General features: G+C 71.9%; 11 protein-coding genes. 2 read left to right on the top strand and 9 right to left on the bottom strand.

Translation table 11 applies throughout. The features are described from left to right. Positions 1-27: 27 nt before the first annotated feature. The 3 genes from D0Z06_RS15815 to D0Z06_RS15805 all read right to left on the bottom strand — a co-directional run bounded on the left by D0Z06_RS15815 (position 28) and on the right by D0Z06_RS15805 (position 4,682). Positions 28-1,683 (bottom strand): AMP-binding protein, encoded by a 1,656-nt coding sequence (locus tag D0Z06_RS15815; RefSeq protein ID WP_117378511.1) that lies wholly within the window; start codon positions 1,681-1,683, stop codon positions 28-30. Beyond that, complete coding sequence (locus D0Z06_RS15810) at positions 1,680-2,957, bottom strand: NADH:flavin oxidoreductase (RefSeq protein ID WP_233517727.1); 1,278 nt, start codon at positions 2,955-2,957, stop codon at positions 1,680-1,682. Before D0Z06_RS15810 ends, D0Z06_RS15815 begins: the two co-directional genes overlap by 4 nt. A 141-nt stretch (positions 2,958-3,098) precedes the next feature. Then, entirely contained in the window at positions 3,099-4,682 is a 1,584-nt protein-coding gene (locus D0Z06_RS15805) for an ABC transporter substrate-binding protein (RefSeq protein ID WP_199522349.1), read from the bottom strand. Positions 4,683-4,975: 293 nt separating this feature from the next. Here D0Z06_RS15805 and D0Z06_RS15800 point away from each other — a divergent pair, with 293 nt between their 5' ends. Then, positions 4,976-6,619: a class I adenylate-forming enzyme family protein gene (locus D0Z06_RS15800; RefSeq protein WP_117378510.1), complete on the top strand. Its 1,644-nt coding sequence runs from the start codon at positions 4,976-4,978 to the stop codon at positions 6,617-6,619. 39 nt (positions 6,620-6,658) lie between these two features. Further along, positions 6,659-7,645, top strand: a complete 987-nt coding sequence (locus tag D0Z06_RS15795; protein WP_117378509.1) for a phosphotriesterase family protein — start codon at positions 6,659-6,661, stop codon at positions 7,643-7,645. A 322-nt stretch (positions 7,646-7,967) separates the two neighbouring features. Here D0Z06_RS15795 and D0Z06_RS15790 read toward each other — a convergent pair whose 3' ends face one another. The 6 genes from D0Z06_RS15790 to D0Z06_RS15765 are packed head-to-tail and all read right to left on the bottom strand — an operon-like array spanning position 7,968 to position 15,837. Then, positions 7,968-9,098, bottom strand: coding sequence for an acyl-CoA dehydrogenase family protein (locus tag D0Z06_RS15790; RefSeq protein WP_117378508.1), 1,131 nt, complete (start codon positions 9,096-9,098; stop codon positions 7,968-7,970). 2 nt (positions 9,099-9,100) lie between these two features. Then, a complete protein-coding gene (locus D0Z06_RS15785; RefSeq protein ID WP_117378507.1) occupies positions 9,101-10,318 on the bottom strand; it encodes an acyl-CoA dehydrogenase family protein in 1,218 nt (405 codons plus the stop codon). A gap of 45 nt (positions 10,319-10,363) precedes the next feature. Beyond that, on the bottom strand, positions 10,364-12,583 hold the full coding sequence (locus D0Z06_RS15780; protein WP_117378506.1) for an acyl-CoA dehydrogenase: 2,220 nt from the start codon (positions 12,581-12,583) through the stop codon (positions 10,364-10,366). 43 nt (positions 12,584-12,626) lie between these two features. Next, on the bottom strand, positions 12,627-13,769 hold the full coding sequence (locus D0Z06_RS15775) for a steroid 3-ketoacyl-CoA thiolase (protein WP_117378505.1): 1,143 nt from the start codon (positions 13,767-13,769) through the stop codon (positions 12,627-12,629). Beyond that, positions 13,766-14,605 carry an SDR family NAD(P)-dependent oxidoreductase gene (locus D0Z06_RS15770; RefSeq protein ID WP_117378504.1) on the bottom strand — a complete coding sequence of 280 codons (840 nt, stop codon included), beginning with the start codon at positions 14,603-14,605 and terminating at the stop codon, positions 13,766-13,768. The genes D0Z06_RS15775 and D0Z06_RS15770 overlap by 4 nt, the downstream gene beginning before the upstream one ends. Continuing rightward, entirely contained in the window at positions 14,602-15,837 is a 1,236-nt protein-coding gene (locus tag D0Z06_RS15765; RefSeq protein ID WP_117378503.1) for a DegT/DnrJ/EryC1/StrS family aminotransferase, read from the bottom strand. The genes D0Z06_RS15770 and D0Z06_RS15765 overlap by 4 nt, the downstream gene beginning before the upstream one ends. Positions 15,838-15,840: the final 3 nt, after the last annotated feature.

The following is a 15,840-nucleotide window of genomic DNA, read 5'->3' as shown; positions in this document are numbered from 1 at the left end:
GATGGGTCTCCTCGCCTTCAGCGCCCGTCAGGGCAGGAAGCGCAGCCGGCCCGCGGCGGCGAACTCCTCGCGCAGCGCGGCCTTGTCGTCGTCGGTCATGAGCTCGTAGGACGGTCCGCCCCGGCCCACCCACCGGTACACCGCATCGGACGTCCGCCAGCCCTCGGCCTGCATCTCCTTCTTCCGGAGCTTGCCCGAGCCCGTCGTCGGCAGGCCGGCGGAGAGCCGCACGAAGCGGGGCGTGCCCTTGCTGCCCAGGTCCTCCTGCGCGGCGAGGAAGGCCGGCAGGCGCAGATCGGCGAAGGCGGTGCCGGCGGGCACCTCGACCGCGGCCATCACCTGGTCCCCCGAGCGGGGATCGGGGACGGCGAACACACCGGCCGCGAGGATCGCCGGATGCCGCCGCAGCACCCGCTCTGCGTGCAGCGCCGAGATGTTCTCACCGTCCACCCGGATCCAGTCGCCGGAGCGGCCGGCAAAGTAGACGTGACCGTCCTCGTCGACGTAACCGAGGTCGCCGGTCCAGTACCACCCGTGGCGGACCCGCTCGGCGTCGGCGGCGGGGTTCTTGTAGTAGCCCTCGAACGTCGCCGCGCCGGACTTGTTGACGATCTCCCCGATCGCCTCCTCGGCGTTGAGCACCCGGCCGTGTGGGTCCAGCCGAGCCGCAGGGCACTCCCGGCGCGTCTCCGGGTCGACGATGCACACGTCGTCGTGCGCGGGGCGCCCCAGCGCGGTCACCGGTCCCTCGGGAGCGAGCCGGATCAGGCCGGCCCCCTCGCTGGACCCGTACCCCTCGTACAGTTTCGCGCCGAAGCGGCGCTTGAACTCGGCCTGGTCCTCCGGGGACGCCTCCGTCCCGAACCCGTGGGTGAGCGGGTTGTCGGCGTCGTCGGGCCGCTCCGGCGTGGCCAGCACGTAGCCGATCGCCTTGCCGACGTAGGTGAAGTACGTGGCACCGTGGAAGCGGACGTCCGGGAGAAAACCCGATGCGGAGAACTTGGGGGTGAGGGCAACGCAGGCGCCGGCCACGAGCGACGGTGCCCACAACGCCATCAGGGCGTTGCCGTGGAACAGCGGCATGCAGCAGTAGCTGACGTCGTCGCGGTCGATGTCGAACTTCGCCGCGTTGGCCACGCCCAGACCGGTCAACCGGCCCTGCGAGCAGCGGACCGCCTTCGACGCTCCGGTGGTTCCGGAGGTGAACAGCAGCAGCATCTGCGTCTCCGGGGTGACCGCCGGGTCGATGCGCGGTTCACGGTCGGCGGCGGCCACCTCCTCGGCGTACGCCGGGTCGTCCACCAGCAGGAACCGGCTGCGGTCGACGCCGATGTCCAAGCCGTCGAGCAGCGCCAGCCCGGCGCGGTCGGTGACCACCAGCTGGCAGTCGGTGTGGCGCACCTCGGCCTCGAGGTACTCGCCCCGTCGCGTGGAGTTGATGCCCACGACGGAAGCGCCGGCCAGCGCCGCACCGCCCAGCCAGAACAGGTACTCCGGCACGTTGTCCAGGAGGACACCGACGTGGAACGGACCGTCGGTCCGCAGCGAGCGCAGCAGGTCGGCGCGGGCGGCGCTCTCCCGCACCACCTCGTCCCAGGTCCACGTCCGCTCGCGGGTGCGCAGGCCGGTGCGGGTGTCCCGTGCACGGTCGAGCAGCAGGCCGGCGACCGTTCCCCGGGTCACGCGCGGGCCTCCAGCCTCTCGGCCGCCTCCACCACCTGTGTCGCGTCGGCGGACGGGGGCTGCGCCGGCGGGCGTGCACCCGGCTGGGGGACGAGCACGCAGCGGGTGCCGCCGTAGATCTTGGTCATGCACTTGTTGTTGTGGTTGCACAGCGACCGGGTCCGTGCGTCGGCCTGCATGCGGTTGATCAGGTCGGGCTCGCGCAGCAGGGCCCGTCCCAGCGCGACGAACTCGAAGCCCTCGGCCATGGCGGTGTCCATGATCTGCCGGTCGGTGATGCCGCCGAGCAGGATCATCGGGAGCTTCACGTGCGACCGGATCTGCTTGGCGTCTTCGAGCAGGTAGCCGTCCCGGTAGGGGTAGGAGTGCAGGAACCGCGACCCGATCAACTTGATGCCGGTCTTGAGCGGTTCGGGCATCACGCCGGCGAACTCGTGCAGCGGGGCGTCGCCCTTGAAGAGGTACATGGGGTTGAGCAGCGAGCTGCCGGCGGTCATCTCCAGCGCGTCGACCGCCTCCGACTGCTCCAGCCACTGGGCGACCACGATGGCCTCGTCCAACCAGAACCCGCCGGGGTAGCCGTCGTCCATGTTCAGCTTCGCGATGATCGCGATCCGGTCGCCGACCGCCCGGCGCACTTCCCGCACCATCTCCAGTGCGAGGCGGGCGCGGTTCTCCAGGCTGCCGCCGTACTCGTCGTCGCGGTGGTTGAGCTTCGGGCTGAGGAACGAGCTGGCGAGGTAGTTGTGGCCGAGGTGGACCTCGACCGCGTCGAAGCCGGCCTCCGCGGCCATGGTGGCCGCGTCGCCGTGGTTCTTCACGATGCGGGCGAGGTCGTCGCGGGTGGCGACCTTGGTGAAGCTCAGCGTGGTCTTGTGGAAGTGCCGGCTGGGCGACAGGGCAGGCGCGCCGTTGGCCTTGGGGTTGCCCACCGGGCCGGCATGCCCGATCTGCGCGGAGATCGCGGCGCCCTCGGCGTGGACGGCGCCCGTGAGCTTGCGCAGCCCGGGCAGCGCCTCGGGTCGCCACAGGATCTGGTGCCGGTCGGTGCGGCCCTCCGGCGCGACGGCGCAGTAGGCCACGGTCGTCATGCCGACGCCGCCGGCGGCGTGCTGGACGTGGAAGTCGATCAGCCGGTCGGTCACCAGGCTCTTGTGGCTCATGCCCTCGTACGTGGCCGCCTTGATCGTGCGGTTGCGCAGGGTGACCGGCCCCAGCTTCGCCGGGGTGAACACGTCCGGCACCTCATGCCGGGCCTGCGGATCCTGGGTCACGGTCGTCTCCTCCACACCTGGGACGCCTCCACGGTCGGGAGGCTCGGAAAGCCCCGGCAGGCACTCGTCCCCCGGTCCTGCGGACGCTAGCCAGCGGCGGCCGAGGCGCCGGGATGCGATCCCGCTGATCGGGAGCCGGGCTCAGCTGCCGGCGTCCAGCCACGCGTCGTCGAGCAGGATCATGCTGTTGACGGTGCCCTCGGCGCCGTGGACGGCGTCGGACCAGACGAGGAACTCCGGGGTCGGTGCGAAGACCAGCGCGGGGACGTCGGTGTTCCACTGCTCCTGGATGCGGCCCATGATCTCGCGCTGCTCCTCTTCGGTCCCCGCCCCCTGGAACTCGGTGATCAGCGCGCTCATCTCCGGGGTGGTGGGCATGCCGACCGTGAGGTTGCCCTCCTCGTGCAGCGTCGCGTACATCCGCCCGTAAGGTCCGGCCTCGCGCCAGCTGATGCCCCAGCCGGCCACGTCGTAGTCGCGGTTCACCGCGACCCGGGCGATCTGGTCGGCGACCGTGGGGAGCAGCTCGGTCTCCACCTCGAACCCGACCGCCTCCAGGGAGGCCTGCACCGCCAGCGCGGTCGCGCGTGAGGCGGGGTCCGAGCCGTCCAGGTGGGTGATCCGGCCGTCGAAGCCGTCCGCCTTCGCCGCCTCGAGCAGCGCTCTCGCCGCCTCGGGGTCGTAGGGGAGGGGGTCGACGCCGGTGTGCCACCGGGAGTACTCGGGGAAGATCGCGTTGCTCGCGATGCCCGCGCCCTCGAAGGCGCGCTGCATGACCAGCTCGGGGTTCACCGCCTGGAACATCGCCTGGCGCACCCGTGGATCGGCACCGGGACGTCCCTCGCTCGCGTTGATCACGGCGACGTTGCCGAGGGCGACCAGGTTGAGGAAACCGGAGGTGCCCGCCGACAGGGCCTCGTCGACCAGGTCGGGCTCGCGCAGGAGCGTGGAGTCCAGATCGCCGGCCCGGAACGAGTCGTACCTGGCCTGCGGGTCGTTCACGTAGGCGATCCGGATGCGGTCCAGGTGGGGCCGGCCGTCCCAGTAGTCGTCACGGGCCTCGAGGACCATCTCCTCCTGGGGCGCATAGCTCACGAAGGTGAAGGCACCGGCGCCGACCGGCGTGAAGCTGTCGCCCTCGTCCGCGGACCGGGCGACGATCATGCCGGGTCCGGTGGTGAGCAGGTAGTCGAAGGTCGGCCACTCGGTGGCCAGCGTGAAGACGACGGTGCGGTCGTCGGGGGTGTCGATGCCGGTGACGTTGTTGGTGAACAGGCCCGCCTCGTCGGCGCCCGCGGCGACGTAGCGCTCCAGGCTCCACCTGACGGCCTCGGCGTCCAGCGGTGTCCCGTCGCTGAACGTGACGCCGTCGCGCAACGTCAGCGTCCAGACCGTGGCGTCCTCGTTCGCCTCGAGCGACTCCGCCAGCTGGGGTTCGACCGTGTTCGTCTCGCTGTCCCAGCGCATCAGGACGTCGTAGACGGCCGCCATCTCCAGGCCACCCGTGGACCCGGCGACGATGGTGACCGCCGGGTCGAGGCTGCGCGGCTCGGAATAGGACCCGAACGTCAGCGTGCCTCCCTCGACGGGAGCTCCCCCGGACCCGGCGCCGATGATGCCCACCTGGTACGGGTCCCCGGACCCCCGGTTCGGCGCTGCGCCGGCGCCGGACTCCGGGGAGGAACAGGCGGCGACCAGCAGGAGGAGCGTCGCCGCGCCAGCCACGGAGCGTGCCCGCCGGGCAGTCGTCAGCACAGTGAGAACCTCTTCCGTCGAGTCCGGGCCGGGCAGTCGCTGGCCGGCCTCGGAAGCTAGGCCGCGGATGAGCGGGCATCGGGCCGGGTCCCGCTGACCGGAAGGTGGCCGGCACGGCCACCTCGCCGGCGGCGCCACCGCGCTCTGGAGGCTGTCCCGGTGATCGGGATGCGTGGTCCGGCGGCCACCGGGAGGGCGAGGATGGCTTCCCCGTGTCCTGTCCCACAGCGTCCTGTCCCACAATCGCGACCCACGGAGTTTCGATGACGACCGCCGCAGATCCCCGGACCGCCGCTCTCGCGGTGATGGCCGGCCTCACCGGCCCGGGCGGGCCCTACGAGCTGGGCCGCGAGGACGTCCTCGGCACGGGCATGACGGTGTTCCGCAACCGGCACCGCTCGCTCGGCGAGGTGCTGGTCGACTCGCAGCGGCACGGCGACCGGGACTACGTCGTCACCGCCGGCTCCCGGCTCACCTTCCTCGAGCACGCCGCGCAGGTCGCCTCCCTGGCGCGGGTGCTGCGCGAGGAGCACGGCGTCGGCAAGGGCGACCGGGTGGCGATCCTGGCGGCCAACTGTCCCGAGTGGATCGTCTCGTTCTGGGCGGCGGTGGCGACCGGCGGGATCGCGGTCGGCTTCAACTCGCTGTGGTCGCGGAGCGAGATCGCCTACGCCCTCGAGCACAGCACGCCGAAGGTCGTCATCGCCGATGCCAAGCGTGCCGCCCTCATCGATGCCACCGACGCGACGGTGCTGTCCGTCGAGGACGACCTCGCTCGGCTCGTCGCCGCTCATCCCGGCGAGGCGCTGGCACCGGTCGAGGTCGCCGAGGACGATCCGGCGGTCATCCTCTACACCAGCGGCACCTCCGGCCGCCCCAAGGGCGCGGTGCACTCGCACCGGAACCTGACCTCGGTCATCGAGTACCACCGGATGAACGACGCGGCGGCCCAGGCCTTCGGCGACCCGACCGACCCGCGCGACCGCCGGTACCTGCTCACCTCACCGCTGTTCCACATCGCCAGCCTGCACAACCTGGCCGTGCCCCGTCTGGCGACGGGCAGCACCGCGGTGGTGCACCAGGGCGCGTTCGACGTCGACCGGGTGCTGCGGCTGATCGAGAAGGAGAAGGTCACCAACTGGGGCGCGGTGCCGACCATGGCGCACCGCCTGCTGCGGCACGGCGACCTGTCCCGCTACGACCTGTCCTCGCTCAGGGCCTTCTCCTTGGCGTCGGCGCCGTCGACACCGGAGTTCCAGGAACGGCTCCGGGAGGCCCTCCCCGTGGCCGAGCGCGCCCTGGTCGACAGCTACGGCTTGACCGAGTCCTGCACCGCGCTGACGGTCGCCACGCCCCTGGACCTCGCCGAGGCGCCCGGCACCCTGGGCCGGCCGATCGCCACCGTCGAGCTGGAGATACGCGACGAGGCGAACCGACCGGTGCCGGAGGGCGTCGAGGGCGAGATCTGCGTGCGCAGCCCCTTCAACATGCTCGGCTACTGGAACGACCCCGACGCCGCCGCCCGCAGCATCGACGCCGACCGGTGGCTGCACACCGGCGACATCGGCACCCTCGAGCAGGGCCGGGTCCGGCTGAGCGCCCGGCGGTCGGACCTGATCATCCGCGGTGGCGAGAACGTCTACCCGGCCGAGGTCGAGGGCGCGCTGGCCGAGCACCCAGCGGTACAGGAGTGCGTCGTGCTCGGCCGCCCCCACGAGGACCTCGGTCAGGAGGTGTCCGCGGTCGTCGTCCCCGATCCCACGCACCCGCTGACCGAGGCCGAGCTCGTCGAATTCCTCGGCGACCGGCTGGCTCGTTTCAAGGTGCCGACTCACTGGCGCCTGGCGACGACCCCCCTGCCGCGCAACGCGACCGGCAAGGTCATGCGCACCCGCGTCGAACTCTGACCGAGGCCGTAGATCCGCAGCTCGCTCCGGGAGTCAGTCATGCCCCAGGTCCAGACGGTCCGCGGCCCGGTGGACACCGCCGGCCTCGGTCAGGTGCTCATGCACGAGCACCTCTTCGTGCTCGACCCCGAGATCCAGCACAACCATCCCGAGGAGTGGGGCAGCGAGAGTGATCGCGTGGCGGATGCGGTCGCTCGGCTGATCGCGCTGGCCGGTACCGGGGTGCGGACGATCGTCGACCCGACCGTGTTGGGCATGGGCCGCTACATCCCGCGGATCCAGGAGATAGCCGCCCAGGTCGACCTCAACATCATCGTGGCAACCGGCTACTACACCTATGACCACCTCCCCTTCTACTTCCAGTACCGGGGACCCGCCCTCGCGGCGATCACGGGCACGGAGGTCCCCGATCCCATGGTGGACATGTTCGTCCGGGACATCGAGCAGGGGATCGCCGACACCGGTGTGCGGGCCGCGCTCCTCAAGTGCGCGATCGACCACCAGGGCATGACCTCCAACGTCGAACGCGTGCTGCGGGCGGTCGCGAGAGCACACCGCCGCACCGGTGCGCCGATCACCGTGCACACCCATCCAGGAAGCCGGCAGGGGTCGGCGGTGGCGCAGGTGCTCGCCGACGAGGGTGTCGACCCGCGACGCGTCGTGCTGGGGCACAGCGGTGACACCACGGACATCGCGCACTTGAGCGAGCTCGCCGACGCCGGGTTCACGCTGGGCATGGACCGGTTCGGCGTCTACCTGGAGACCTCGTTCGAGGACCGGGCCGGCACCGTGGCCGAGATGTGCCGCCGGGGCTTCGCCGAGCACATGGTGCTCTCCCACGACGCGGCCTGCTACTACGACGCGGTCCCCCCGGAGCTCGCCCCGATGTTCCCCGCGTGGCACTACACCCACATCCACGAGGAGGTGCTGCCGTACCTGCGGCAGCACGGGGTGACCGACGAGCAGGTCGAGACGATGCTCGTCGACAATCCACGCCGCTACTTCGAGAGCACCGGCCGTTACTGACCTCATCGCACCCGAGCCCTCATCGGCTGCGCGCCAAGCGACGCCGAAGGGGTGAGCACGACCGACGGGAGTCGGGCAGCGCGCCAGCGCAGGTCTGCGCGGCGTGCTGCTCGCGGCCCTACAGGAGCGGTAACGGGTCGGTGATCTCGTCGGGGGCAGTCCCCCATCCGGGCGTCACCCAACAGCGGAATGTCATAGCTCGTCGGCTCGACGTCGTCTGAGCACGAGCCCCCCGGGGACAGCGGCGCGTGCCGGTGACGTGCCGTGACCAGCGCCTCGGGGCGGACGACGCAGGCCGTCCGCCCCGCGGCGGGAGCGTCGATCAGGCTGGTGCGCCGATGTTCCCGCCGTGCTCGAGCGCATCACCCAGTTCGGCGACGACGGCGTCGGCGCTGCCCAGGGTGAAGGCGACCTGCCGGCCCCACAGGAAGTACCGGTGGATCGGGTAGTCGACGTCCGCGCCGATGCCGCCGTGCAGGTGTTGCGTCGCGTGGACCACCCGCAGTCCTCCGCGGGAGGCCCACCACTTGGCGACGAGCGAGGCGGCCTCGGCCTCCTCCTCCTGCCCGAGGTCCATCAGCCAGGCGGCCCGCTGCGTGGTGAGCCGGATGCTCTCGATGTCGAGGTGGGCATCGGCAGCACGGACGGCGACGGCCTGGTTCGTCGACAGCGGCCGACCGAACTGCACCCGCTCGGAGGTGTACCGGGCGGTCATCCGCAGCGCCTCGGAGCAGACGCCCAGCTGCACGGCCGACAGCGCCACACGGGCGCGTCGGCGGGTCCAGCGAGCGATCTCGGCGCCGTCCCCGGGCAGCACCTCGTCGGCCGAGACGGTCACCCCGTCGAGGTGCACGGCGGCGTAGCTCTCCCGGCTGGTGACGTCCAGCGGGCTGATGGTCACCCCGGGCCGGTCGGTCGGCACCATCGTCACGGCGATCTCCCCCGACGGCAGGCTGACCGGAACCAGCACGGCCGCGGCCACCCCGGCCGCCGGAACGGAGAGCAGGTGCCCGCTCAGCTGCAGTGCCCCGGCGTCCTCCTCGGCAGCGACGGTGACGGCGCGACCGGTGGGCGGATCGAAGGCGCCGGTCAGGACCACCGAGCCGTCCGCGAGGCCGGGCAGCCACCGCTCCACCTGCTCCGGGGTGCCGAAGGTGGCGATCGGCAACGCCGCGGTGGCCAGAGCCGCCCACAGCGGCACTGGCGCCACCCGGCGTCCCTGCTGCTCCAGCAGAGTGACCAATCCGAGCATCCCCATGCCGGCACCGCCGGCCTCCTCGGGTAGCGGGATGCCGAGCACGCCGGCGTCGGCGAGGATCCGCCACAGCTCGCGGTCGTGGCCGCTCTCGGCCGCCTCGACGTGGCGGACGCGCTCCGCGTCGGCGCGGTCGGAGAAGATCTTCTCCGTCAGGTCGCGTACGGCGACCAGGTCGTCGTCCAGTTCGAACTGCATCGTCAGTTGCTCCCACTCCTGGCCGGTGACTTCTGCTCGTCGCGGCGGCGGGCGGCCAACGTCATGCCGAGGGTCTTGGCCGCCACGATCTCCCGCATCACCTCGTTGGTGCCCCCACCGAAGGTGTTGTTCTGGGCCCTGCGGGCGAGGGTCTCCACCCGGCCCTGCAGCACGGCGCCGGGGCTGCCGGGGCGCAGCAGGCCCTGGGCGCCGAGCACGTCCTGCAGCCGCCCGTACGCGGTGACCACCGCCTCGGTGCCGAAGACCTTGGCGGCGGCGGAGTCGCCGCCCCCGAGGGTGTTGGCCGCGACGTCGGCGACCAGGCGGAGGTTGACGAGGTCGGCGGCGGAGAGCAGCGCGTAGACCTCGGCGAGCGTGCTGCGCACCCAGGGCACGTCGTAGAGGCGACCGGTGCCGGTCCGCTCCTCCTTGGCCCACGCCAGGACGCCGGAGAACAGCTCGTTGGCGATCCCGCCACGGGCGGCCAGCGCGACCCGCTCGTGATTGAGCTGGGATGTGATCAGCGGCCAGCCCGCGTCGAGCTCACCCACCACGTTGGTGATCGGCACGCGGACGTCCTCGTAGTACGTCGCAGAGGTGCTGATCCCACCGACGGTGTGGATCTCGGTGACCGAGAACCCGGGCGCCGACGTGGGCACGAGGACGACCGAGATGCCCTTGTGGCGAGGTGCGTCGGGGTCGGTGCGGACGGCGAGCCAGACCCAGTCGGCGTAGATGCCGGCGCTCGTGTAGATCTTGTTGCCGTTGATGACCAGCTCGTCCCCGTCGACGACGGCCCGGGTCTGTAGGGCGGCGAGGTCGGTGCCCGCGCCCGGCTCGGTGTAGCCGATGGCGAAGACCAGCGTCCCGGCCAGGATCCGGGGCAGGAAGAAGTCCTTCTGCTCCTGGGTCCCGTACTTCATCAGCGACGGGGCGACCGTGTTCAGCGTGACCAGGGACAGCGGCGCGTTGGCCCGGAGCACCTCGTCGTAGAAGACGAACAGGGCCTCCGGGTCCTCGCCGCGTCCGCCGTACTCCTCCGGCCACCCCAGACCCAGCCACCCGTCGCGGCCCATGCGCTGGTAGATCCGGTCGAACGTCGGACCGCCCTCGGTCTGGTCGACCAGGTCTCGGCGGTCCTGCTCGGTGATGATCTCGGCGAAGTACTCGCGCAGCTGCCGGCGCAGCGCCTTCGATTCCGGGGACAGGTCCATCTGCATGGGACGAGTGCTCCTTGGGAGGGGGTTGCGGATGGTGTGGGCGGGCTAGCGCGGCAGCCCGAGGATCCGCTGGGCGATGACGTTGAGCTGGATCTCGACCGTGCCGCCGCCGAACAGCACCGACGGCAACGCGATGTGGTCGAGGACGAGGTCCGCGGCCGGATCGACCGAGGATCCGGTCAGCGTGCCCAGCGGCCCGAGCAGGGTGAGGATCGCCCGCGAGCCCTCCCGCTGGGCGAGCGCGTTGTAGACCTTCTGCACGCTGATCTCCGCACCCGGCCGGGCACCGGCCAGCAGGGTTTGCACACTGCGCAGGTGCAACGCACCCAGGGACATCTCCCGGGCAGTGTTGCGGGCCAGTACCCGGACGGCCTCGATCCGGCTGGTGGCGTAGCGGCCCTCGTCGATGGCCCGCTTGACCAGCCGCGCGCCGCCGTGCGGCAACATGCCGCCCATGCTGACCCGCTCCTCGGTCAGCGTCGTCGTCGCCAGCTTCCAGCCCTCACCGGGCCGGCCCAGCAGGCAGTCGTCGGGTACGACCACGTCATCGAGGAAGACCTCGTTGAACTCGGCCATCCCGGTGGACTGCACCAGGGGTCGGACGTCGACGCCGGGCGTGCGCATGTCGACCAGGAAGTAGGAGATGCCCTTGTGCTTGGGCGCGTCCGGGTCGGTGCGGGCCAGGCACACGCCCCAGTCGGCCTCGTGGGCCGATGACGTCCACACCTTCTGACCGTTGAGCCGCCAGCCGCCTTCCACCTTCTCCGCCCGGGTGGACAGGCCGGCCAGGTCCGACCCGGCGCCGGGCTCGCTGAACAGCTGGCACCAGACGATCTCCCCGCGCAGCGTCGGAGCCAGGAAGCGCTCCTGCTGGGCCGGGGTCCCGCCGGCGAGGATCGTGGGCAACACCCATTCGCCGATGATCGTGGTGGGTTGCGGCAGATCGCGGCGGGAGAACTCGGCGGCGATGACGGCCTGCTCTTGGGGCCCGGCTCCGATGCCGTACGGCTTCGGGTAGTGCGGCGCGACCAGCCCGGCTTGAGCCAGCCGCGCCATCCGCGGACCGCCGCGGGCCGATGCCCACCCGGTGCTGCTCACCGGGTCCGGCGGCAAGGCGAGCACCTCGTCGAGCACCGCACCGACCTGGGCGCGCAGCTCGGGCAGCGCATCGGGGCCGACGAAGGAGAAGTCCCGCTCGGCGTCGAGCGCCACCTCGCCCAGCCGTCCTGCCCACTCTTCCTCGGTCCCCACCGAGGAGGCGATGCTGATCGCCCGCCGCCAGTAGAGGTGGACGTCGTGCTCCCAGGTGAAGCCGATGCCGCCGAGCAGGGTCACGCACTCCAGCGCGGCATCGATGGCGAGTGGCAGTGCCGTGAGCGCGGCCTGCGCGGCGGTCAGCCGCTGCTGCTCTGCCGGCTGCCCGGCCGAGCGGGCGGCATCCCACGCGGCGGCGGTGATCAGCTCGGTCCGGACGAGCAGCATCGCAGCCTTGTGCTGCACCGCCTGGAAACTGCCGATCGGCTTGCCGAACTGGACGCGGGTCTTCACGTACTCCACGGCGGTCGACAGGCACCAGCCGGCGAGCCCGCTGGCCTCCGCGGCCAGCAGCGCGGTGATGATCAGGTCCACCAGGTCCGGCTCGGGAGGGGGCAGGACCTCGTCGGCGGCAACCGCGTGCCCATCGAGCTCCAGCTGCCCGACCGACCGGGTGAGGTCGGTCCCGCTCTCGGTCCGCACCGTCCCCTCCGCCGCGCGTACTCGGAACCACACCGGCCCGTCGGCCCCCTCGGCGCGGACGACGACGACATCGGCTCCCGGCAGTCCCAGCACCGGCCCGGAAGCACCGCTCACCGTCCAGCCGTACTCGGCCGACTCGGCCCGCAGCCCGGGAGAGCGGACCAGCACCCCGGTCGCCCCGTCGGCGAACTCTGCCAGCAGCTCGTCCCGGAGGTCGCTCTCGCCGGCAGCGGCGACCACCGCGCTGGCGGTGACGGTCGGCACGTAGGGCCCGGGGACGAGCGCTCGGCCCAGCTGCTCCACGACCACAGCCAGCTCGGCGAGCCCGGCATCCGCGCCGCCGTGCTTCTCCGGGAGGTGCAGTGCGTGCAGCCCCTGGCGGAGCAGCGCTTCCCAGAACGCAGGACGCGCGCCGGCGGCCGAGTCGTCGAAGGTCGCGCGGGTGGACTCCATCGGCGCGGACCGCCGGGCGAACGCCGTGACGGAGTCGGCCAGCGCGCGCTGGTCGTCGGTGAGCGGTAGGGGCACGGCTGATTCCTCGTGGTGGTCGGGTCGGGAGCGCGGTACGGGTTCAGGTGCGCTCGAGGATCAGGCAGGTGGTCGCCGCCGACGCGCAGATCGCGACCATGGCGATCTGCTGGTCCCGCCGTTCGAGCTCGTCGATGGCGGTGGCGATCAACCGGATGCCCGTGGCGCCGGCCGGGTGGCCGAGGGCGATCGCGCCGCCGTTGACGTTGAGCTTGTCCTCGTCCACCCCGTGCACCCGGGCGAACGACATCGGCACCGAGGCGAACGCCTCGTTGACCTCGAACAGGTCGATGTCGCCAACTGACATGCCCGCGCGCTCCAGCAGCTTCCGGCCGGCGTCCACCGGGCCGTCCAGCATGAACTCCAGATCGCCGCCGATCACGCACTGGGCCAGCAGCCGCGCCCGTGGCGCGAGCCCCAGTGCCCGGGCCCGGTCCTCGGACATCAGCACGGCCGCGCTCCCGCCGTCGGTGACCTGCGAGGACGTGCCTGCGGTGTGCAGCCCGCCCTCGACCGTCGGCGCGAGCCGGGCCAGCGCCTCCATGCTGGTGTCGCGGAGCCCCTGGTCCCGATCGACCAGCTGCGGCCCCTCGCCGTCGGCGCCGGGCACCGTGACCGGGATGACCTGACGGTCGAGCCGCCCGTCGTCCCACGCCACCCGCGCCCGCTGCTGGGACCGCAACCCGAAGGCGTCGAGGTCCTCCCGCGAGAAGTTGCGCCGGCGGGCGATCCGGTCGGCGGCGGTGTACTGGTCGGGCATGTCCACCGACCAGTCGGCCGGCCGAGGGCTGTCGAAGCCGAAGCCCACCTTGGCGGTCAGCGGCACCCGGGACATCAGCTCGACACCGCAGGCCATGCCCACCTCGAGCGCACCGATGGCGATCTGGCCGGCCAGCAGTTGCACCGCCTGCGCCGCCGTGCCGCACTGCGCGTCGATCGTGGTGCAGCCGGTCTCGGTCGGCAGTCCCGCGTGCACCCACGCGGTGCGAGTGACGTTGCCGAACTGCTCCCCGATCGGGGTCACGCAGCCGCCGATCGTCTGCTCGACCAGCGCGGGGTCGAGGTCCAGCCGGTCCAGCACGCCGCGCTGCGCGGCCCCGAGGATCTCGGTGGCGTGCAGGCCGGAGAGCCACCCCGACCGCTTTCCGAACGGGGTGCGGGCGGCGTCGACGATCACGGGCTTCATCGCTGGATCTCCTCGCGCTTCCAGGGTTGCGCGTCCAGGCCACGCACGGTCAGGTTCCACTCCCGGATCAGGTCGAGGCTGACCGCGACCCGCCCGGTCACGTCCTCGGGGCACTCGCAGAGCGCCGTCGCCGCCTCCGTCATCTCCTCCAGCGCCTCGATCTCCGCTGGCAGGATCAGCTCGCCCACCAGGGCCACTGCCCCTTCGGTCAAGACGGCGGACTGCGGTTCGACCGTGTTCACCCGGATCCCGCTCCCGTACAGCTCGACGGCCATGAGGTTGGTGATCCGGTTCAGCGCCGCCTTCGAGGCCGCGTACACCCCCATGGCCGAACCGGGCGGGTGGACCGAGAACGGCGGGCCGGCCGAGAGCCGGGCACTGGCGCTGGACACGTTGACGATCCAGCCGCCGCCGGCCTGCCGCATGCCGGGAATCACCGCCTGCATGAGCTCCAGCGGAGCGTGCACGTTGACCTGGAAGGTGAGCAGCCGGCGCCGCAGCGGGTAGTCCGCCAGCGGCTGGTAGATCGCCGCCGCGGCGTTGTTGACCAGCACATCGATCGGTCCACCGAGCCGTTCGACCGCGGCAGGGACGATCCCCGCGACGTCATCGGGGTCGCTGAGATCGGCGGCGAGGAGCTCCACCCGGGTGCCGTGGCGCGACAGCCGCTCGGCGGTCTCCCTCAGCGACCCGCTGAGGGAACCGTGCGGCTCGAGCGTGCGGGCGGTCAGGACCACGTCGGCGCCCTCGGCGGCCAGCCGCTCGGCTACCGCGGCCCCGATGCCCCGGCTGGCGCCGGTCACCAGGGCCCGACGCCCGGTGAAGCGCCGGCTCATCGGTACCGCGCGGCGAACCGGTGGATGCTGTCTGCGATCCGCGCGACCTCGGCGTCACCGAGGCCGTGGCTCATGCCCAGTGTCATGCCGCGGGCGAAGACCGCATCAGCCTCGGGCAGGCCGCCCTCGGGCGTGCGGTGCTCGACGCCGGCCATCATCGGATGCCGGGTGATGTTGCCGCTCCACACCGTGCGGGTGTCGATGCCGCCGGCCTCGATCGCCTCCTGCAGCTCGCTGCGGGTGAACGGTGCATCCGCGTTGACCATCACGGGGTAGCAGAGCCAGGCGGTGTCCAGTTCTGGCGTCTCCACCGGCGTGGTGAAGAACTCCGGGTAGGCACCGTAGGCCGCGGTGTAGGCGGCGAACAGCTCCTTGCGGCGCTTGTAGTTGGCCTCCAGCTTGTCGAGCTGCACGACCCCGTAGGCGGCGCCCAGCTCGGAGGGCTCGAAGTTCCACGGCAGCACGTCGAAGATGAAGTCGTTGTCGTAGTCGACGCCGTCGAGGCTCTCGCGGAACACCCGGCCGGTGCCCGATGAGCCGAACAAGTTCGGCTCGGACCGGCGACCCCACCGGCGCAGCAGGAGAGCCCGGTCCCGGGCCTGCTCGTCGTCGACCAGGACCATCCCGCCGGTGCCGGCGCAGGTGATGATGTGCGCCATCGAGAAGCTGGTGACGCTGATGTCGGCGCGCGCACCGGTGGGGGTGCCGCGCAGTCGAGGCCCGAGAGCGTCGCAGGAGTCCTCGATGACCTTCAGGTCGTGCCGGTCGGCGATCTCGCGGATCGCGTCCCAGTCCGGGCAGTTGCCGGCCAGGTTCGGCATCAGGATCGCCCGGGTGCGGTCGGTCACCATCTCCTCGATGGCGGCGACGTCCACGTTGAAGGTCGCCGGTTGCACGTCGACGAAGACCGGCACCAGCCCGGCCCGCACGATCGGCGCCACATCGGTGGAGAAGGTCAGCGGAGAGGTGATGACCTCGCTGCCCCGGGGCAGCCCGAGCAGCTCGACGGCCAGGTAGAGGCCGGAGGACCCGGAGTTGCACATCACGCCGAGGGCCTTGCCGCTCAGCGCGGCGACCCGGGTCTCCATCTCGTGCACGTTCTTGCCGATGCGCAGTCCCTGGTGGCCGCTGCGCAGGACGTCGACGACGGCCCGGATCTCCTCCTCGCCGTGGGTGGCGCGCGCGTAGGTGATGCGGTCGGCCGGGTCCCCGGTCCGAACGGTCTCGGTCATCAG

This window comes from Geodermatophilus marinus (assembly GCF_003428645.1).
Taxonomy (GTDB): domain Bacteria; phylum Actinomycetota; class Actinomycetes; order Mycobacteriales; family Geodermatophilaceae; genus Geodermatophilus.
Note: the sequence above shows the minus strand (reverse complement) of the source record. Positions and strands in the feature narration are given on the sequence as shown.